The sequence below is a fragment of the Dokdonella immobilis genome, assembly GCF_900115085.1.
GTDB classification, from domain to species: Bacteria; Pseudomonadota; Gammaproteobacteria; order Xanthomonadales; family Rhodanobacteraceae; genus Dokdonella; species Dokdonella immobilis.
In genome coordinates this window covers 119508-140024 of record NZ_FOVF01000001.1, presented here as the reverse complement: position 1 = coordinate 140024, position 20517 = coordinate 119508, and the positions used below count along the sequence as shown (strand labels likewise).

Sequence of the window (20517 nt, the reverse complement as noted above, 5' to 3'; positions counted from 1 at the left end):
TGGCCAATGCTGGAGGAATCTGGAAAAAGATGAACGATATGGCAAAGACTCTGCTGCTCTGGGTGGTTATCGCAGTCGTGCTGCTGACCGTGTTTCAGAGCTTCAATCCTCGCGGGGCGGCGACCAAGGACATTCCGTATTCGGAATTCATGCAGGCCGTGCGCGACAAGCGGGTCGACGAAGTGCTGGTCCACAATGACAACCGCACGGTCGAGGCGAAGCTGCAGGATGGCACCAGCATCCGCACCACCGTCCTGCCGACCGAGCAGTCGCTTTCGGAAATCGAGAAGGACGTGGCAAAGGTCAAGGTCGAACCGACCGATCCCGGCATGCCGCTGATCCTGCGCCTGCTGTTCGACTGGCTGCCGATCATCATCTTCATCGGCATCCTGTTCTACTTCATGCGCCAGATGCAGGCCGGCGCCGGCGGGCGCGGAGCGATGTCGTTCGGCCGCTCGCGGGCCAAGCTGCAGGGCGAAGACCAGGTCAAGGTCACCTTCGCCGACGTCGCCGGCTGCGACGAGGCCAAGGAAGAAGTCTCCGAACTGGTCGAATTCCTGCGCGACCCTTCCAAGTTCACCAAGCTGGGCGGCAAGATCCCGCGTGGCGTGCTGATGGTCGGCTCGCCCGGCACCGGCAAGACCCTGCTGGCCAAGGCCATTGCCGGCGAGGCCAAGGTGCCGTTCTTCTCGATTTCCGGCTCGGACTTCGTCGAGATGTTCGTCGGCGTCGGTGCGGCGCGCGTGCGCGACATGTTCGAGCAGGCCAAGAAGCAGGCTCCCTGCATCATCTTCATCGACGAAATCGACGCGGTCGGCCGCCATCGTGGCGCCGGTCTCGGTGGCGGGCATGACGAGCGCGAGCAGACCCTGAACCAGTTGCTGGTCGAGATGGACGGGTTCGAAGGCAGTGAAGGCGTCATCGTGATCGCCGCGACCAACCGTCCTGACGTGCTCGATCCGGCCCTGCTGCGCCCGGGACGCTTCGATCGCCAGGTCGTCGTGCCGCTGCCCGACCTGAAGGGCCGCGAGCAGATACTCAAGGTACACATGCGCAAGGTGCCGCTGGGCTCCGACGTCGAGCCGCTGACCATCGCCCGCGGCACGCCCGGGTTCTCGGGCGCCGACCTGGCCAACCTGGTCAACGAGGCGGCCCTGTTCGCCGCGCGCGGCAATTCGCGCGATGTCAGCATGAACGATTTCGAGCGCGCCAAGGACAAGATCATGATGGGCGCCGAGCGCCGCTCGATGATCATGAGCGACGACGAGAAGAAGCTGACCGCCTATCACGAGGCGGGGCACGCGATCATCGGCCGGCTCGTGCCGGATCATGATCCGGTCTACAAGGTCACGATCATTCCGCGCGGCCGCGCCCTCGGCGTCACCATGTACCTGCCCGAGAACGACCGCTACAGCTACAACAAGGAAAACATCATCAGCCGCCTGTGCTCGCTGTATGGCGGCCGGGTCGCCGAAGAACTGATCTTCGGTCCGGACAAGGTCACCACGGGCGCTTCGAACGACATCGAGCGCGCGACCAAGATGGCGCGCAACATGGTCACCAAGTGGGGCCTGTCCGACAAGCTCGGGCCGATTGCCTACGGCGAGGAAGAGGACGAAGTCTTCCTCGGTCGCTCGGTGACCCAGCACAAGAACGTGTCCGACGAGACGGCACGCCGCATCGATGAGGAAGTGCGCGAGATCCTCGATCGCGCCTATGCGCGCAGCACCGAACTGCTGACCGAGAATATGTCCAAGCTGCATGTCATGGCGGAAGCCCTGCTGCAGTACGAAACGATCGACGCCAGGCAGATCGAGGAAATCATGAATGGGCAGGACGTCAGCCCGCCGAAGGGCTGGACCGATGATTCGGGCAAGGGCCCGGGGTCGGGTACGGGTGGCGCCAAACCGCGCGGCGAAAGCCCGATCGGCGGCCCTGCCGTACAATCTCGCAGTACTGCCGGGTAGTGAATGCCGGCGCGTAAATCTGTTAAAACGGGCCGCCGCAAGGCGGCCTTTTTTTGGAGCGCAAGTCATGTTTTCTCCTGTGCTGGATTGCAAGGGCCGTGAACTCGTGCTCGATCAGGCGCGCATCTGCGGCATCGTCAACGTGACGCCCGATTCCTTTTCGGATGGCGGCAGGTTCCTGGATCCGGCCGCGGCCGTCAGCCATGCGCTGCGGCTTGTCGAGGAGGGCGCGGACATGCTGGATTTCGGCGCCGAATCGACCCGCCCCGGCGCCAGCGCGGTTTCCGCCGCCGAGCAGATCGCCCGGGTCATTCCGGTCATCGAGGCCGTGTCCGCCTCGACCGACGTGCCGCTTTCCATCGACACGTCGGAGCCCGAGGTCATGCGTGCCGCGGTCGCCGCCGGCGCCGGTTTCATCAACGATGTGCGGGCGTTGCGCGCCGACGGTGCACTCGAGGCCGCGGCCGATCTCGGTGCGGTGGTCTGCCTGATGCACATGCAGGGCGAGCCGCGCACGATGCAGGACGATCCGCACTACGACGACGTCGTCGGTGACGTGCATCGCTTCCTGTCGGATCGCGTCTTTGCCTGCCAGCTTGCCGGCATCGACAAGAAGCGCATCGTCGTCGATCCAGGTTTCGGTTTTGGCAAGTCGCTCGAGAACAACGTGGCCCTGTTAAATGCACTCGAGCGCTTCACCGAGATCGCACCGGTCATGGCCGGCCTGTCGCGCAAGTCGATGATCGGCAGGTTGACCGGTCGCGACGAGGTCGGCGAACGGCTGTACGGTTCACTGGCTGCAGCGATGATCGCTGCCCAGCGCGGTGCCCTGCTGATCCGGGTCCACGACGTCGCGGCGACGCGCGACGTGCTCGCCGTATCGCGGGCCTGCGTGCGCGGCGATGCGTCGAAGCCGGCGCGATCCATGCCTGCCGGCATCAATTGGGACGATGACTGAGGTATCCCGGACGTTCGCGCGCGAATCAGGCGTCGACGTCGCGCCGCCGACCTTGCGGATGCCGCGCCTCAGGGAACCGGATCGAACCCGTTCGCGAACAGCACGCCCTCGCACAGGCTGCGCGCCCCTTCGAGGCCGGTCACATACGACTCGAGCGCGCCGGTCGCCGGCGCCGACAGGAAATCCTCGATGAATCCGCGGTAGGTCACGTCGACGCCGTTCTTGCGCATCGTCGTGACAAGGTACTGGCTGTCGCTGTAGGCGCCTTCATGGGATCCGCAGGCCGGCATCCACAGGTAGACGCTGCCGATCGGACCACTGGTGTCGGTGCCGAGCGCGAGTTCCGATTGCGTGAAGATGCCATCGAGGAAGTGTCCGGCCTGCACGAGCAGGCGCGCAGCATACTGGGTCGGACTCAGCACGGGCGGGCACGGACTGAAGCCCAGATCCGCGCACTCCGGACGCGCCGCGAGCGGTCCCCATTGCACGACGAATCCGATCGGTGGATTGCCGTGCTCGGTGTTCGGGTCGAGGAAGTCCTCGCGTATCAGCGCGGGCGTCGTTTCGTGATGGAAACGGACATGGAAGCGGTCGAGGCACTTCCAAGCGTCGGACGAAGCCTGGTGCGCGGCGAAGCAGGATTCGTCGACCAGCGTCGACATCGGACTCATCGAAGTCTCGAGCCAGGCGGCATAGTCGCTGGCGAAGATTTCCACCCCACCGTCGAAGTAGGGCTGGGCGTCGTAGGTTCCGACCGCCGATGTGGTGCCGGTGTAGCGGGCGTCGAACAATGTATTGTCCAGGGCGGGATTCGGATTCTGGGCCGGGTCGAACGCGGCTTCGTTTTCCGGCGCGTGGATGAAATGCGCGTCATGGATCGCGCGCACGTCGCCACTGAAGCCCGGCATGGCGCGCAGGTGGGCCGCGTAGCGGTCGGCGTTCTGGTAGAGCCCGTGACCGGAGGCGGAATGGCCGATGAAGACGACCTGTTCGGCGTCGGCGATCGACGGCAGGGTCTCCTGGCCCGTCGCGACGTTGCCGCCCTGATCGACCCAGGTCGAATAGGTCAGGCCAGGCTGCCCGGCTCCGCCGCCCTCGAGCAGGTCGAGCGTCGCCAGCGCGATCTTCTGTCCGTGGTTGAAGAGGGTGAAGCCGATGTTGCCGAGCACCGGCGCGATGGCGCTCACGGCATGCGTGGAGCGGCCGCTGTGGCGGTCGAAGCCGCACTTGTAGATGCGCACACGGTTGTAGCCGGCGAGGACCGGATTGACGAGCGGATCCGGATCGAGGATGCCCGAACCGTCGTCCGACTGGAGATTGCTCATCGCGTCGGTCGTCGCCGTACCCATCAACGCGCCGAGGTTGTCGACATAGTAGTCCAGGCATTCCTGTCCATTCTCGAACGTGCCGTCGTGGTCGAGGTCCTTCGCCGAGCACCAGGGGCCGCCGGTAAAACTGATCAGCCACTTGTTCGACGGCGGTCCGACGGCCGGGTCGACGTAGATCACCGGCCGGGTGCCATCGAGGCAGCGGACTTCGGGGTCCAGGGGCAGGGCGACTCGCGTGTAGTCGCGGAGTTGGGCGACGGTCGCCGGTGGCGCGGGATCCGGTTGCGGTTCGGCCGGATTCAACAGCCGGCAACGCAGCGAGTCGGACCAGTAGGGGTCGCTGCAGTTGTTCACCTGGCCGAACGCGATCAGCGGCGCCATCGCGAGCGCATTCACGATCCATCGCAATAACATCTCGCCTCCCGTCCCCTGGATTCCCACCGGGTCCAGAAATTAGTAGGTCATGAGGGGTCGAGGCAAGCATTTGCGCGAACTCGTGCGAGCAGGAAACCCGGCGCCCGTGCTGTTCCGGTCGGCCTGCGGGGAGGTCGCCGGCCTGCATGCCAACGGCTTGCGCGCGATGCAAACGATTCCGCTGCCGCCATCATGACGATGAGGCTTCCGTGAATTCAGGCGATTGTCGCGACCAAGGTCGGAATGACGAGCACTCGAAGCCAGTTTGCGTTTTAATGTGTCCTGAACCTGTCGACCGGACAGGCGCAACGTCCCATGCATCAAGAGGACCGGCCCATGAAAATCATCCATTCCTGCCTGGCAGCCGCGCTGGTGGTGGCCGGATCCCCTTCCAAGGCCGCCGAAAGCTGGAAGCCCTACGTGACCAGCAACGGCGCCATGGCCGGCGTGCAACCGATCGATGCCATGATGGTGGTCGACTGCCTCTTGCCCGGACAGATGCGCCGGTCCGGCGCAATGTCCTACATGGGACCGCGCCTGCCGGTGAAGACCACCGCGCAGCTGTGCGCGATGCGCGGCGGCGAATACACCGAATACGATCGCGCCAGCATGACGTCGAGCCTGGCCGTGTGGATGGACAAGGCCAAGGGCGGTGATGCGACGGCCCAGTTCTATGTCGGCCAGATCTATGAAAAGGGCATGGATACGGCGCCCGACTACGAAGAGGCGGCCAAGTGGTACCGCAAGGCTGCCGGGTCCGGTTCCAACGAGGCCAAGCTCTCGCTGGCCGCGATGATGGAGAGCGGACGCGGCATGCCGGTCGATACCACGGCGGCGGTCAACCTCTATCGCGAAGCGATGGGCATTACCGGCGACGATCTGATCAGCGCTGACGAGGCCAACTCGCGAGTGGCCGAGGTCGAACGTCGCAATGCCCAGCTGCGCAGCGAGCTGGCCATGCAACGCGCCGAAGCGGATTCCCAGGTCAAGCGCCTGCAGGGCGAGGTGGCGGCATTGCAGTCGGCCAACGCCAGCCAGCAGCGCGACCAGAAGAAGATGGCCGCGCTCGAGCGATCGCTCAAGGACGCCATGACCCAGCGTGCCGAGGCCGACAGGAAGCTCGCCGAGGCTTCCGACAAACCGCCAGGAGACCAGAGCGGCGGCCTGGCCCAGACGCGCAGCGTTCCGGCCCCGCTCGTTTCCGCGGGCACGGCCGCACCGGTTGCGGCCAAAGGCGTAAAGTTCGGCAAGTACCACGCCTTGATCATCGGCGTGCAGAACTACATCAGCTACGATCCGCTGAAGACGCCGATCAGCGATGCCAGGGCGATCGCCGACGTACTCGAGAAGCGTTACGGCTTCGAGACGACCACGTTGCTGGATGCGGATTTTTCCTCGATCGTCGGCGGCATCGTGCAGTTGTCGACCAAGATCGGCCCCGACGACAACGTGCTGATCTACTTTGCCGGGCACGGCGTCCTGAATGCGGCCCAGCGCGGTTTCTGGTTGCCCCTGGACGCCCGTCAGAGCGAGCGCAGTCCGGCCCTGCCGACCGAAACGCTGGCCGAATTCCTCGCCATGTTCAAGGCGCGCAGCGTGCTGGTCATCGCCGACTCCTGCTTCGGCAGCGCCCTGTCGGGGTCGGTCAGCAGCTATACCGGCGGGCCCGCGGAATACGTGGATGGCATCCCGAGCGGCTATCTCAGCCGCCGGGCCCGCTACGTCCTGTCATCGGGAGGCCTGAGCCCGGTCCTGGACCAGGCCGGCGACGGTCATTCCGTGTTCGCCTCGGCGCTGCTCAAGGTGTTGCGCGAAAACGACCGGATCCTGACCCAGACCGGACTCGAGCGTGCGCTGGTAGAGCCCGTCCGCGTCAGTTCACAGAAGATCGGAATCGTCCAGTCTCCGGACCTGAAAAAGGTCCGTGAAGCCGGCGATGCGGGTGGGGCATTCTTCCTGGTTCCGCGAAGCATGCCGGAAAAGGGTTAGGGAGGCTCTGAACAAGTGGCACAACCGTCACGACGCCTGCCTGCGTGCAGATCGCGGCGCGACGACGCAGACAGACCGGCCGTCGTTCAGGGCGGCGCAACAAGGAGCTGTGCGCAGGCAGGCGTCGCCCAAGCGATTGATTCAATGCAACAAGGGTGGCGTCCAGAAGGCCCGTCACAGGCACCGCGCAGCGCGTCAAGGCAACCAGCCTTCACGTCGCCACGCAGCACCTGTGGCGAGCGTTCTGAACGCCATGACGTTTGCGCCACTTATTCAGAGCCGGCCTAGGGGTATATCCTCTGGCTGCGGAGGGGAGTAGGGCGATTGCGCCGGCTGCAGCCGGCGCAATTGCGTCCATTGCCAGGGCGGTTTCCAGCGTGTCCGAAAATCCCGCCTGATGCCCGCCAATCTGCGGCAGCCGGCGATGGGGCGGGACAAGGTTATCCGTCGCTCGGGCGACGGGCAGGGGCAGTTCGATCAAGCCTGCTGCAATCGAATCATGAAAAGCCGGGGGAGAGACATTCATGGCTGACGAATCCAGATGCATGGCGAAGAGCCGAAGTGCCAGATCGATGCTGGTCCAGATGTTCGGGTGGAGCGCAGTCCTGTTCGCCACGGGCGCCGGCGCCGAGATGCCAGCGCCGCCAGCGGCTCCAAGAATCGCGCTGGCGATCAGCGCACCGGCGGGCCGTCTCGAGCCGGCTTCCTTGGGCCGGTACACCGTTGTCGTCGAGAATTCGGGTGGTAGTCCGCAGGGGGCGAGGTTGCTGGTTTCCAGCCCGCAGGGCCTCAGCAATCGGTCCTGGCGGTGCGTTGCGAGTCGTGGCGCATCCTGCGCCCATGCAACCGGCAACGGTGACCTGGACGAGGCGCTGCAAGGCCTTGTCGCCGGGGGCAGGCTCGAATTCTCCATCGACGCCGATGTCGGCGCGGCACCGCCGGCATTCGTTCGTCTTCTGGCCCTGGCAAGTCTGCCGGCGGGGTCCGCCTGCGCCGCGGCAGAAACCCCGCCCTGTCGTTCCACGTTGTTGCTGCCGACCGGGGCGAACCTGGACCTGGACGTGCAGTCTTCGGCAACGGCGCTCGCGCCCGGCCAGAGGGTCGCCTACACGATTCGGGTCGATGCCGCCGATTCGCGCACGAGTACCAGCGGTACCGTCCTGCGCAGCCCGGTTCCCAGGGGGCTGGTCGAGAGCACGTGGACCTGCCAGTCCGGCAGAGGAGCCTGTGCGGCCGCTTCGGGAACCGGTGACATCAACCAGGTGCTGGGCGATTTTTCGGGCGGGGAAGTCACGTTCGTGGTCACTTCGAAAGTGGCCGCCAGTCCGCCTGGCAAGGTCGTGCAGTCCGTCGTCGCTGTTCCGCCCTACGGGGGCAGCTGTTCGATGGGCCGGCAGGGTGCGGCCGTGGCGTCTTCGCCATGCACGGCCAGGCTCGCTCTCGCCACGCGACCGTGGATCCTTGTCAGCAGGACACCTGATTACAGTGCCGACGGCTTCGCCGTTGCCAATCGCTTCGTACTGGAAAATCGCGGCAGCAGCGCTGGCGGCAGCCACGTTGCCCTGGAACTGCCCGATGGCGTGGCCAGCCTGAGCTGGACTTGCACGGGCCATGGCGCGACCTGCGCGCAAGACAGTGGCAATGGTCCGATCCACCAGACGATAGCGAACTGGCCTGCTTCGGGTCGGCTCCAGTTCGATGTGCTCGCCCGTCGGTCCATGCCGCTGCCCGGCAGCAGTGGCCTGCGCATGGCGGTGACGCCGCCTTCCGGGGGTGTCTGCGGCATCTCCGAGCTCCAGCCGCCGTGCGATGATCTCGCGGCCCCGATCATCGAAAACGGGTTCCTGAGCATTTCCCAGGTCGTGGATCGGCTCGGCGCCCGCGCCGGGGACGAAGTGAACTTCACGATCGTCGTCGGCAACGATTCGGCCGGTGCGTCGGCCCGCGATGTCGTGCTCGACATGCCGTTGCCTGCAGGAATCGAATCGTTTGCGTCCTGGTCCTGTGATGCGGGTGACAGCCCCGGCCACTGCCCAACCGCATCGGGCAGCGGACCTTTGCATCAACTGATACCGGAACTGGCCCCTTCGGCACGACTGGTCTATTCGCTGGCGGCCACGGTCGGTCCGTCCCCGCCGTCCATCATCATTAGCCAGGCCCGGCTTGAAACCCCGGCCGAATCCAGCCTCGGCTGCCGGAGCCAGTCGGGTTCGACGGGTCCATGCGTGGCGACGGTGGAGCTTTCCAGTGTGCCCGTGCTTGCACTCGAACAGTCGCGACTGGAGGGCAACCTCAGTTCGGGTGGGAGTGCCGATTACACGCTTGAAGTGTTCAACTTCGGCGCGGATGCGTCCGATGTCCGCATCGACAACGGTGTTCCGACCGGATTCTCCTCGGCCAGCTGGGTATGTACCGGTCTCGGTATCGGATGTCCCGCATCCAGTGGCCATGGCAAGGTCACGAGCGTGCTTGGGTCGATGCCCGCGGGCTCGGGCCTTCAGTACCGCATCACTGGGCGCGTTGCCGAGGATCCGCCACCAAGCATCTCCACGGTGCTGATGGCATTGCCTTCGGCAGGCGGTCGCTGCCATCGCAGCGCCAGCGACCCACTCAGTGCAACCCCGTGTGTCGACCGTGTCGAGACGGGCCTGCAGCCCTTTCTCGCTCTGAGCCAATCCGCCGCCGAGCATCAGTTGCTGGCCGGTGGGGTCGCCCACTACCTGCTCGAGCTGAAGAATCTTGGCAGCCCCGCCAATGGCGCACTGCTCAACGTGCCACTGCCCGACGGTGTCGAGCGATTCGACTGGACCTGCACGGGATTTGCCGGGGCTGTCTGCCCGAGGACCTCGGCCAGCGGTGCGATCGATGAGGCGATCGCAGCCATGCCTTCGGACAGCTCCGTGAGTTATTCGATAAGAGCGGTGCTCGGTGAGAATGCGCCAGCCAGCATCAGCGCGGTGGCGACCGCCACGCCACCGGCCGGCGGTCATTGCGCCGACGACTGTGCGGCCACGACCGAACTGCCCGTGGCTACCGTGCCGGCTGCTCACCTGGACGTGCAGTTGAAGTCGGCCCGGGCCTGGGCGCCGGCGAATTCGGACCCCGTCTGGACCATCGACGTGCGCAATCTCGGCGCGGAGGTTGCCAACGATTTCCAGATCGCCAATCCGCTTCCGGGCGATGGTCTTTCGATCGTGAGCTGGACCTGCGCAGGCATCGAATGCCCGGCGGCCGAGGGCGTCGGCCCGATCAGCCAGAGCGTCAAGTCCCTGGCCGTCTACGATCCGGACAGCGGGGATCGTCCGGTCGCGGCGGGCCGCCTGGTCTTCACGGTGGTCGGTCACGTCGACAGCCATCCCGGTGCCGAGGCAAGGCTGACCGCCGATCTCACGCCAGCCCCCGGTGATACGTGTGCGCCGGTCAGTTGCGAGGCCGTCTCGGCACTGCCGACCGAGTTGCTCGGCGGCGCCGAAGTAACCCTCGATCTGCAGGCGGATACGTTCACGGCGGTACCGAACAGCACGATCAACTACACCTTCACGATCTCCGCCAGCAGCGGTCTCGGCGTGATTGACGTGCCCGCCTTCAGCGTGGAGCCGCCGGAAATCGCCTCGTCGACCTGGACCTGCGTCGCCTCCGGCGGCGCGACATGCAATTCGCCAAGCGGCTCCGGACCCATCAACGAATTGCTCACCGGGATGCCCGATGGGTCGACGGTGACGTTTTCGGTCGCAGCGCAGACCGGCAGCAACGTTCAGCCGTCGGTGGATTACCTGGTCGGTGTCAACGTCACTTCGCCGATCCTGTGCGTCCCCGTCAGTTGCACTGTCCCGCTGTCGATTCCGGGCGAAGACCAACTGACCCTGACCCTCGATGCGGACGTGAGCCAGATCGTCCCTGGCGGTTCGGTCCAGTACACGTATCGCGTCGAGAACACGGGCGGTGGCGACCAGTTTGGCATCAATCTGTTCACGGTCGAACCTCCCGAATTCATCTTTTCGAGCTGGACCTGCGTAGCTACAGGAAAGGCTTTCTGCTCGCCGTCCGGGAGTGGGCCGATTCTCGATCTGATCAGCTTCATCCCGAGAGGCTCGACCATCACCTACACGATAGACGCGGTAGCCGCTTCCACGCTGCCGCCTTCGGTCGATTTCCAGGGCGGTGCCGAGTTCGGCGGGCAGCCCAGGCAGCCCTCCGCGCCCGATGGCGTGCTTGGCTGTGTACCGGCCAGTTGTCTGGTCACCCTCTCGCTGCCCAGCGTCGCGCCTCCGCCTGCAAGGCTGAACATCAGCAAGACGGCCGACCGCAGCACCCTGGATCCTGGCGGAAATGTCCGCTACACGATCAACATCGCCAATTCGGGTACTGAAGAGGCCACGGCGGTGCAGTTCTCCGACGCCATCCCGAACGGGTTGTCGTCGTTCGCCTGGACCTGCAGTTCGACCGGGGACATTTCTTGCCCGCAGAACTCAGGCACGGGTTCGATCAACCAGACCATCAGCTTCCTGCCGATCGATTCCTCGCTGACCTACACGGTCGACGCGACGGTTTCGGCAACAGCTTCGGGAACGGTAAACAACCGGGCTCAGCTGGTGGGCAGCAACATCACCTGTGCGCCGAGCAGCTGCCAGGCCGTTTCCGCGCTTCCGGTCGGGCAGGCGCCCGTTCTCGCCGTCAGCAAGACCGCAAACCCGGCTTCGGGAACGCCGGTCGGGGCGGGGCAGCCGATCGCGTGGACCGTGCTGGCCAGCAACAGCGGTGGTCCGACCCGAGCTGCGCTAGTCCTGACCGACACCCTGCCTTCGTCTGTCGCCGCGATTTCGGTGCAGCCCGACAACGGGGTGGCCTGCAATACGCTGGCGCCGATGCCGGGAAGCACCTTGACCTGCACGGTAGCGGCAGGCTTCGTCGGCCAGCGGGGTGTGCAGATTTCCGCAACGGTTGCCGCCAACGCGAGTGGAGCTGTAGTCAATACGGTCGACGCCAGCGGCTCCGACAATCCGGCCTGCACCTCGTGCACGGTGAGCAATCCGGTGGCCCAGGCTGTCGACGTCGCGATCGCCAATGCGCGACCGTTCTCGGCTGCGGGCATTCCCGGCGCCCTGATCGATATTGCCAACATGTCCTCGGTCGGAGCCGCTGCCACCACAGTGACCGTTTCGCCGGGATCCGCGCTGCGGCTGTTCGCGGCCTATGCGGGGGGCTGCACGGCGACTGCCGGCGCCGGCGGCAGCATCTCGGTCAGTTGCCCGAATCCACCGAGTGCGCAAGGAATTGCCTGCTCCGGAAGCGCATGCACACTGGCCAGCCTGCCCTCGAACTCCGCGGCCACTCTGTTCGTCGCGCTGAACACGGGAGCCACCGCGACCATCACGGCGGTCGTCCCGGGTGATGCCGATCCGACCGACAACACCATTGTCCTGCCGATCGGGGGTACGCCATGAACATCCGTTGCATTGGCAGGACACCGGCGCAGCGGGTATCCCGAACGCTCTCGGTCCTGCTGCCGCTCGTGCTCGCCTTGCCGGTCCCGGCCTGGGCCGCTCAGGAACTCGTTGTCGTGCGCAAGACCGGGCAGACGTCGAGCTATGCCAGCCAGTCCAAGGTGGCCGGCGCCAGCGCCGCCTGCCTCGACGAAAGCGTTGCCTTCGCCTTCACGGTCGAGCCGCACGACGGCATTGCAAGCATCCAGCTGCAACGGGGCACGGACGTGTCGCGCGACATTGTCATCGATGTCACGCTGACCTGTTCGAGCCTCCAGGGCACGGCGCTCGTGCCGTTCAATGCATTGGGTGGGTCGGCCACGAGTGGAGCCGACTTCCTGTCGACTCCCGGGGTCGCCTTGCTGAACCTCGACGGTGGTCAGGCAGGCGGCGGATCGTCGCCGCCGGTTTCGGCCACGGTGGGCCTGCAACTGGTCGAGAATGGCCAGACCGGGACCCAGACGCTGTCGATCGTGCGGACCGAAGGCTCATTCCAGGGCACGTTCGCCGACGGCAATCCGGTCGTCGGCAGCATTCCCGGCAGCAGCACGCCGATCGTGGCCGTCGCGATCCTGGGTCAGGCCACGATTGAGCAGGGTGCCGGTGTCGTTCCCGGTATCGATCCGGCGGCGGATCAGATCAGCACGGCGACCACCCAGTTTTGCGCCGTCGGCGGCGGCGGCTTCGGCACGATCGGCTGTTCCGTCACGCAGGCGGCTGCCGATCTCGTCGCCGATCCCGCCACGCCCAGCGATGTGCGTGAGGCGGCGAGCATCGTCCTCGAGAACAACCTGCTTGCGGTGGCGCCGGATGAGACCACGGCCATCGCGTTCATGGCGCCGGCCATGGCGACCGCGCAGACGAACAATCTCGGTGGACGCCTGGCCGAGCTGCGCAGTGGCAACCAGGGCGGTACCGTCAGCGCCGGCGGCTTGACCTTCCTCAGCCACGGCATTCCGGTTTCGTTCGGCAGCCTGGCCTCGTTGTTGAACGTGGACGACGACGAGTCGGCGCGCAACGAGGAAAAGCGGACCTTGCTCGGCGGCACCCGGCTCGGACTCTGGATCAACGGGACGCTCGGCTCGAGCGACAGCGATCGGCGCCGTTCCAACTCCGGATTCAAGTCCGATACCTGGAGCCTGACCAGCGGCCTCGACTACCGCTTCACCGACCGCTTCTTCGCCGGCGCGGCGCTGGGCTACTCGAGCATGAGTGCGGATTTTGCCGGCGACCAGGGCTCCCTGGACGCGAACGCGAAATCGCTGTTCGTGTATTCGGGGTATTCGACCCCGAACGGCCTCAGCTTCGACGGCTCGGTGAGCTACATGCGCAGCGACTACAGCCAGAAGCGTGTCGTCGAACTGCTCGAGCTCGATGCCTCGGGGACCGGTTACCAGTCGATGGGCCGCGATATCGCCAGGGGCGACCCCACGGTCAATCAGGTCGGGGCGAATTTCGGCATCACCTACACGATCATGCGCAATACCTGGACGATTGCCCCGCAGGCGCAGATATCCCTGCTGCGGACCACGTATGAGGCGTTCCAGGAACGCGGCCCGTCGGAATTCAATCTTCGCTACGACGAGCGTCGCAACAACAGCCGCTCGTTCTCGGTCGGTGGTTACTTCGATCGCAGCTTCGCCACCTCGGTGGGGGCCTTCAGGCCCTATCTGCGTGCGTTCTACTTTGCCGACGGAGGATCTTCCCCGGACCAGATCACGCAATTCGTGCTGGCCGGGTCGGATGGCAGCCAGGTGCCCTTGTCGATCGACATGCAGGAGCCCGATCGACGCTACGGGACGGCCGAACTCGGGCTCGGCTTCAGCCGCCCGATCGGAACGCGCACGGTCGATTTCAATTTCGGTTACATGCAGACCTTCAGTTTCCAGGACCTGGACCGCTGGGCGCTCCGGTTCGACGTGAGGTTCCCGTTGTGAAAGCCCATTACGTCGCGGGCAGGCATCCATGAGCGGCGAAAAGCCGGGCCTGGACGACGGTGAGAAAACCGTCATCAGCGGAGGATCTCCGGCGTCCTCCGCTGCGGCCGAAGGCAAGGGCGACAGCAGCGACGCGCCGACACTACTGATGCCGGGTCGAGATGCCAAGTCCGGGGAGGGCTCGACCAGCCCTGCCGAGGACGCCACGCGAATCCTCGAGCGCAAGGAGCCGGAGACGGTCGTGCTCCATCGCGGCAAGGCCGACGAAAGTGCAGCGGCCGCCACGCGCATGCTCAAACCCGGACCGGGCAGCGATGCCGCTGGTGGCGAATCGAAGTCACCGGCGACCAACGTCTCGGTTCCTCATGGCAGCCTGCCTGCGGCGCCGCCGGCGACTTCCGTGTCGGTGCCGGCGGCACCGATCATGCAGGTTCCGGGTCCCCGCACGGGCCAGTCGGCGACACCGTCGTCGGCGCGAACGGCGGGCAGCGCCGCTAATCGCGACGAGCTGCCCAAGACGGGTGATTTCATCAAGGAGCGATTCGAACTGGTCGAGGAACTCGGCCGAGGTGGCATGGGTGCCGTGTTCCGGGCCCGCGACATCCGCAAGATGGAGGCGCTGGACCCGGATCCGTTCGTCGCGATCAAGTTCATATCGGGCAGCCTGATCGGCTTCGAACGGGCTTTCGTTGCGCTCCAGCGCGAGGCCAAGAACGCGCAATCGCTGAACCACCCGAACATCGTCAAGGTGTTCGACTTCGACCGCGATGGTGCGCTGGTCTATCTGACCATGGAGGTCGTCGAGGGCGTGCCGCTGCATACGCGCATGCGCGCGGCAGCGACCAATCCGATGACTGCGGAGGAACGCAAGCACCTGACCCACGGCATGCTGGCCGGCATGAGTTACGCGCACTTGCGCGATCTCTCGCATGCCGACCTCAAGCCGTCGAACATGATGATCGACCGCAACGGCGATCTGAAGATTCTCGACTTCGGTATCGCCCGGCGTCGCGAATACGACACGGTGTTCGACGCCGACGACCTGTTCGCGCTGACCATCGATTACGCGAGTCCCGAGATGCTCAATCGGCAGCGTCCGACGCCTGCCGACGACGTCTACGCGCTGGGCTGCATCATCTACTCCATGCATGCCGGCGCACACCCGTTCAATCATGTGCGAGCCGACATCGCGCGCAGCGACAACATGCGTCCGGAACGCCCGACCTCGCTCACGCGTGTGCAATGGCAGGCTCTGAAAAAGGCACTGGCGTTCACGCGCGAGCAGCGATTCGCCGACGCTGCCGAATTCCAGCGCGCCTTCGAGGCGCCGGATTGGCGGAAGATCGGCGGGATTGCCGCGGCTGTGCTGTCCTTGCTGCTGGTCGTGGCCTGGTTTGCCGCTGACCCCATCCAGAGCTGGAGGACGGTTTCAGGACTCGACGCCGATCAGGCAGCCTCGCTCGAGCGCAGCCTCAAGGATGGTTCGGAGTATCTGGCCGGGGGTTATGCCGAGGATGCGGTCTATGCGTTCGCCGAAGCGCTTTCGCTCGATTCGCACAATGCGGCCGGGCGCAGCGGGGCGAAGTCGGCCCTGTCGACGATGCGGCAGAAGATGTCGTCAGCGGACTATCGGAAGTATCTCGAGTCGCAACTCGGCGAAGAGCGCAATCCGCAATGGCTGAAGGACCTCGTCGGTTCCGAACTGGCCCGCCTCAAGTAGCTGCCGGGCCCCTTGCGGGCCAGGGCGCGCGCAGGTTCGCATTGACGCGAACCGACGGCGACATTACCATTCCGCGCCTTTCCGGTAGTCGCTACCGTTTCGGGCTGGACTGAAGGATCGATGTCGGCGGGGTATAGCGCAGTCTGGTAGCGCGCCTGCTTTGGGAGCAGGATGTCGGGGGTTCGAATCCCTCTACCCCGACCAATCCGGTTCCCGGCCACGCGGTCGAATGGCACGGTTTCGCGATTGCACCGTACGGCCTGGTTGATTTGCTGCGACAATTCGACTGACGATGCGCCCGTAGCTCAATTGGATAGAGCATCGGCCTTCTAAGCCGACGGTTGCAGGTTCGATTCCTGTCGGGCGCGCCACGCGGATCGGAATTGTATGGCCGGGAGTTGCCTTCGGGCGTCCGGAAAGGGATTCAGGTTTCAAGGCGCACCGGGTTGCCTGCACTGGGATCGGACAGGCGGTACGATGCGTGTGTGTCGATCGAGACAATGGTGGGCGTAGCTCAGTTGGTTAGAGTCCCGGATTGTGATTCCGGATGTCGGGGGTTCGAGTCCCCTCGCTCACCCCATTTTCAGCGGTCCCCTGTTTTCGGACGGATCGCGGTTTGCTAGAATTGAATGTCTGTTCGGGTCGTTAGCTCAGTTGGTAGAGCAGTTGACTCTTAATCAATAGGTCGAAGGTTCGAATCCTTCACGACCCACCAAACAGACCTCTTCGCTGCGGCAGCGAGCCGCAACTCTTGCGCTTCCGGCGACTGCGCCGGACGGTTTCCCGGGCACCCGACGTTGCGAATGTGGCGGAATTGGTAGACGCGCTGGATTTAGGTTCCAGTGGGGCAACCCGTGAGAGTTCGAGTCTCTCCTTTCGCACCAAATCGAAAGAGCTTAACGCTCATTCTTCAGCGGCAACGCAGAAAAGCGGATCCGCACTTGCCCTGTTCTGGTCGTCGGGAACCCCGGGCCTCGTCCCTTGGCCGCAACGCCGGAAAACAGGGCGGCTGGTGTCTCTGGCGCCGGCGCGGTCACGGCAGGCAACCCTCTGGCGCCGCTCGGCTCGGATTGGGTCGGGGCAAGCCTCGCGCACTTGGTGATCGTCGACAGCCCCTGGCGCGGCCCGGTAGCCCGCCGTTTCCGCCGCAAGTCCGCTTGCACCATGGCTCTCCCCGGCCAGGGGCAGGCCTCGGACCTCGCAGAGGCGGCTGCGGCGAGGTCGCCGCCGGGCAGGGCGAATCGCGCGCCAGCCAGTGCGAAACCGCTGCACAATGCTTTATGATTACCGGCTAGCCACGCCCGGCCCAAGGTCGGGCTTCGTAGTTTCAAGGAGCATCCATGCAAGTTTCGGTTGAGAACGTCGGCAATCTTGGACGCAAGCTGACTGTGCGCATTCCTGCCGCGCGTCTCGAGGACACGGTCCGCAATCGTGTCCAGGAAATGGGCCGTAGCGCCCGCCTCAAGGGCTTTCGCCCAGGCAAGGTCCCAACCAAGGTGATCGAGCAGCGCTTCGGTGCGCAGATCCGGGGTGAAGCCCTGTCGGAGCTGATCGGATCGACATTCCAGGAAGCGGTCAACACGGAAAAGTTGCGCCCGGCCATGCAGCCGTCGATTTCGACCAGCGGCAAGCCGGACAACGGCGAGATCGAATACACGGCGACCTTCGAGGTGATGCCGGAAATCGGTCCCCTCGATGTCAGCGGACTGGAGATCGTAAGGCAGACCTCCAGTGTCGAAAACGCCGATGTCGATGCGATGATCGAAACCCTGCGCCAGCAGCGTCGCACCTGGAACCCGGTCGATCGCGTCGCGCAGAACGGCGACATGGTCCTGTTCGAGTTCTCGGCCCAGGCTGCCGATTTCCGCTATCCGGAAACCGACACCGACCGGGTTGGCACGATCGTGGGTTCCGATGCCCTGTTCAAGGATTTGGAAGACCAGTTGCTCGGTCATGTCGTCGATGACGCATTCGAGGCTGATCTTGATTTCCCGGCCGACTTCCGCATTGCAGGACTGGCCGGAAAATCGGCCCGCGCGAGCTTCAGGATCGTGCGCGTGCAGGAGCCGAAGATGCCGGATCTCGATGACGCGTTCCTGGCTATGTTCGGCGTCGACGAGGGCGGGCTCGAGCGATTCCGCGAGGATGTGCGCGCCAACCTCGAGCGCGAATTGGCGGCCGCATTGGCCTCGCGACTGAAGGCGTCGGCGGTCGAAAAGTTGATCGATGCGCATGCCGACCTCGAGCTGCCGCAGGGTCTGGTCGAAAACGAGGCCCGTCAGCTGGCCCGCCAGTCGGCGGGAGAAAACAAGGAGGTCGGCTCGCACGAGCCATTCCTCGCTTCCGCGCGCCGCCGCGTGGCTGGTGGCATGCTGCTGGCCGAGATTGCCCGCCAGAACCAGATCCGGATCGATACACGCCGGGTCTCCGAGGCGCTCAACGCGATTGCCTCGACCTACGAAGAGCCGCAGCAGGTCATTGAACTCTATTCGAAGGATCCCCAATTGATGAGCGGGCTTCAGAGCCGTGTCCTCGAGGATCAGGTCATCGACTGGATCGCCCAGAACGCCAAGGTCAGCGAGCGCAAGCTCAGCTTCGCCGAGGTCATGCGCCCCGGCGCCTGAGGCACCGCAGTCACGGAGATCCGCAATGTCCAGTCATATCCCGAGTCAGGCCCTCAACCTCGTGCCCATGGTCGTCGAGCAGACCTCGCGCGGCGAGCGGGCCTACGACATCTATTCGAGGCTGCTCAAGGAGCGCGTGATCTTCCTGGTCGGGCCGATCGACGATTACGTGGCCAATGTCGTGGTTGCCCAGTTGCTGTTCCTCGAATCGGAGAACCCGGACAAGGACATCAATCTGTACATCAACAGCCCGGGTGGCGTCGTCACGGCCGGCCTGGCCATCTACGACACGATGCGCTTCCTCAAGCCGGACGTCAGCACGATGGTGATCGGGCAGGCGGCCAGCATGGGCTCGTTCCTGCTCGCGGCCGGGACCAAGGGCAAGCGCTATGCCTTGCCGAATTCCCGGGTCATGATCCACCAGCCTTCGGGCGGCGCCCAGGGGCAGGCCACCGACATCGAGATCCAGGCCAAGGAAATCCTGTACCTGCGTCGGCGCCTGAACGAGGAACTGGCCGCGAATACGGGGCAGCCGATCGAGCGGATCGAGCGTGACGTCGAGCGCGACCTGTTCTTCAACGCAGCCGATGCCCAGGCCTACGGCCTGATCGACTCGGTCCTCGACCGACGTCCGGTCGAGAGCGTGCACCCGGTTTGATCCCCCATTCGCGGGCGCATGGGCCAGAGCTCCCGATCCGGGCCAAACCGGCCAGGAACGGCGAAATGCTGTGCTATGCTCGGCCCGCGGCCAGAGTAACCACCCGAGGCGTGGCATGACAGAAGATCGACAAAGCCGATCGGGCGACGGCGGAAAAATCCTCTATTGCTCTTTCTGCGGCAAGAGCCAGCACGAGGTCCGCAAGCTTATCGCGGGTCCTTCCGTGTTCATCTGCGATGAATGCGTTGAACTTTGCAACGACATCATCCGCGAGGAACTGGAGGAAAAGGCCGCCTCGGCGCGAAGCCACCTGCCCAAGCCCAGGGAAATCCTCGACGTGCTCGATCAGTATGTGATCGGGCAGTCTCGGGCCAAGAAGGTGCTTGCGGTCGCGGTCTACAACCATTACAAGCGGCTCGAATCGCGTAGCCGAAACGACGAGGTCGAGCTGGCCAAATCGAACATCCTGCTGGTCGGTCCGACCGGATCGGGCAAGACCCTGCTGGCGGAGACGCTGGCGCGGTTGCTCAACGTGCCGTTCACAATTGCCGATGCGACGACCCTGACCGAGGCCGGTTATGTCGGCGAGGATGTCGAAAACATCATCCAGAAACTCCTGCAGAAGTGCGATTACGACGTCGAAAAGGCCCAGAGCGGCATCGTCTATATCGACGAGATCGACAAGATCTCGCGCAAGAGCGAAAACCCGTCGATCACCCGGGATGTCTCCGGTGAGGGCGTGCAGCAGGCCCTGCTCAAGCTGATCGAGGGCACGGTTGCCTCGGTACCGCCGCAGGGCGGCCGCAAGCATCCCCAGCAGGAATTCCTGCAGGTCGACACCAAGAATGTCCTGTTCATCGTCGGTGGGGCGTTCTCGGGGCTGGAGAAGATCATCCAGCAGCGCTCGGAGACCACCGGCATCGGCTTCAGTGCCGAAATCCGCAGCACCGGCAGCAAGGCTGATACCGGCAAGCTGCTGGGCCAGGTCCAGCCGGGCGACCTGATCAAGTTCGGCCTCATTCCGGAATTCGTTGGTCGCCTGCCGGTCGTCGCAACCCTCGAGGAACTCGATGAGGAGGCGCTGGTCAAGATATTGACCGAGCCGAAGAATGCGATCACCAAGCAGTTCAGGCGTCTGTTCGACATGGAAGGCGTCGAACTGGAGTTCCGTCCCGATGCGCTGCTCGCTGTCGCGCGCAAGGCGCTCGAGCGCAAGACCGGCGCCCGTGGCTTGCGCACCATTCTTGAACAGGTCCTGCTCGATACGATGTTCGACCTGCCTTCGCTGGAGCATGTCAGCAAGGTGGTCATCGATGAGGCCGTGATCAACGGCCAGGCGGAGCCGTACCTGATCTACCAAGGCAACATGCAGGCGCGCGCTGCTGCGGCCGAGTAGATCCCGGCTTGCCGGCTGCGACCATTCCCTTGCAATGCGGGCG

10 protein-coding genes and 5 tRNA genes are annotated in these 20517 nt (G+C 64.8%); 14 read left to right on the top strand and 1 reads right to left on the bottom strand.

Annotated elements, in window-relative coordinates:
* Positions 1–29: 29 nt before the first annotated feature.
* Together ftsH and folP are read left to right on the top strand one after the other, a co-directional pair.
* On the top strand, positions 30–1967 hold the full coding sequence (gene ftsH, locus BM125_RS00555) for an ATP-dependent zinc metalloprotease FtsH (RefSeq protein ID WP_175497787.1): 1938 nt from the start codon (positions 30–32) through the stop codon (positions 1965–1967).
* 67 nt (positions 1968–2034) lie between these two features.
* A complete protein-coding gene (gene folP, locus BM125_RS00550) occupies positions 2035–2925 on the top strand; it encodes a dihydropteroate synthase (protein ID WP_092403936.1) in 891 nt (296 codons plus the stop codon).
* A gap of 68 nt (positions 2926–2993) precedes the next feature.
* On the opposite strand, the gene BM125_RS00545 is transcribed toward folP, so the two are convergent.
* Positions 2994–4667 carry a pectin acetylesterase-family hydrolase gene (locus BM125_RS00545; protein ID WP_092403935.1) on the bottom strand — a complete coding sequence of 558 codons (1674 nt, stop codon included), beginning with the start codon at positions 4665–4667 and terminating at the stop codon, positions 2994–2996.
* Positions 4668–5003: 336 nt separating this feature from the next.
* Here BM125_RS00545 and BM125_RS00540 point away from each other — a divergent pair, with 336 nt between their 5' ends.
* The 12 genes from BM125_RS00540 to clpX all read left to right on the top strand — a co-directional run bounded on the left by BM125_RS00540 (position 5004) and on the right by clpX (position 20474).
* On the top strand, positions 5004–6656 hold the full coding sequence (locus BM125_RS00540; protein WP_175497785.1) for a caspase family protein: 1653 nt from the start codon (positions 5004–5006) through the stop codon (positions 6654–6656).
* 545 nt (positions 6657–7201) lie between these two features.
* The gene (locus BM125_RS00535) at positions 7202–12100 is read left to right on the top strand and encodes a DUF11 domain-containing protein (protein WP_175497784.1); all 4899 of its coding nucleotides are present in this window, start codon (positions 7202–7204) and stop codon (positions 12098–12100) included.
* A complete protein-coding gene (locus tag BM125_RS00530) occupies positions 12097–14076 on the top strand; it encodes an autotransporter outer membrane beta-barrel domain-containing protein (RefSeq protein WP_092403932.1) in 1980 nt (659 codons plus the stop codon). Before BM125_RS00535 ends, BM125_RS00530 begins: the two co-directional genes overlap by 4 nt.
* Positions 14077–14104: 28 nt before the next feature.
* Complete coding sequence (locus BM125_RS00525; RefSeq protein WP_092403931.1) at positions 14105–15796, top strand: protein kinase domain-containing protein; 1692 nt, start codon at positions 14105–14107, stop codon at positions 15794–15796.
* 127 nt (positions 15797–15923) lie between these two features.
* Positions 15924–16000, top strand: a tRNA-Pro gene (locus BM125_RS00520).
* Positions 16001–16090: 90 nt separating this feature from the next.
* Positions 16091–16167 (top strand) — tRNA-Arg (locus tag BM125_RS00515).
* Between the two features lie 132 nt (positions 16168–16299).
* Positions 16300–16376: transfer RNA gene (locus BM125_RS00510), tRNA-His, on the top strand.
* 59 nt (positions 16377–16435) lie between these two features.
* Positions 16436–16511, top strand: a tRNA-Lys gene (locus BM125_RS00505).
* An 84-nt stretch (positions 16512–16595) separates the two neighbouring features.
* Positions 16596–16680, top strand: a tRNA-Leu gene (locus BM125_RS00500).
* Positions 16681–17136: 456 nt separating this feature from the next.
* Positions 17137–18420 (top strand): trigger factor, encoded by a 1284-nt coding sequence (gene tig / locus BM125_RS00495; RefSeq protein ID WP_092403930.1) that lies wholly within the window; start codon positions 17137–17139, stop codon positions 18418–18420.
* A 25-nt stretch (positions 18421–18445) separates the two neighbouring features.
* Entirely contained in the window at positions 18446–19078 is a 633-nt protein-coding gene (gene clpP, locus BM125_RS00490; RefSeq protein WP_092403929.1) for an ATP-dependent Clp endopeptidase proteolytic subunit ClpP, read from the top strand.
* A 115-nt stretch (positions 19079–19193) separates the two neighbouring features.
* Positions 19194–20474: an ATP-dependent Clp protease ATP-binding subunit ClpX gene (gene clpX / locus BM125_RS00485; protein WP_092403928.1), complete on the top strand. Its 1281-nt coding sequence runs from the start codon at positions 19194–19196 to the stop codon at positions 20472–20474.
* The last annotated feature ends 43 nt before the right edge of the window (positions 20475–20517 follow it).

Coding starts and splice junctions, on each gene's coding strand:
- ftsH (WP_175497787.1), top strand. CDS start 30: ATGAACGATATGGCAAAGACTCTGCTGCTCTGGGTGGTTATCGCAGTC.
- folP (WP_092403936.1), top strand. CDS start 2,035: ATGTTTTCTCCTGTGCTGGATTGCAAGGGCCGTGAACTCGTGCTCGAT.
- BM125_RS00545 (WP_092403935.1), bottom strand. CDS start 4,667: ATGTTATTGCGATGGATCGTGAATGCGCTCGCGATGGCGCCGCTGATC.
- BM125_RS00540 (WP_175497785.1), top strand. CDS start 5,004: ATGAAAATCATCCATTCCTGCCTGGCAGCCGCGCTGGTGGTGGCCGGA.
- BM125_RS00535 (WP_175497784.1), top strand. CDS start 7,202: ATGGCGAAGAGCCGAAGTGCCAGATCGATGCTGGTCCAGATGTTCGGG.
- BM125_RS00530 (WP_092403932.1), top strand. CDS start 12,097: ATGAACATCCGTTGCATTGGCAGGACACCGGCGCAGCGGGTATCCCGA.
- BM125_RS00525 (WP_092403931.1), top strand. CDS start 14,105: ATGAGCGGCGAAAAGCCGGGCCTGGACGACGGTGAGAAAACCGTCATC.
- tig (WP_092403930.1), top strand. CDS start 17,137: ATGCAAGTTTCGGTTGAGAACGTCGGCAATCTTGGACGCAAGCTGACT.
- clpP (WP_092403929.1), top strand. CDS start 18,446: ATGTCCAGTCATATCCCGAGTCAGGCCCTCAACCTCGTGCCCATGGTC.
- clpX (WP_092403928.1), top strand. CDS start 19,194: ATGACAGAAGATCGACAAAGCCGATCGGGCGACGGCGGAAAAATCCTC.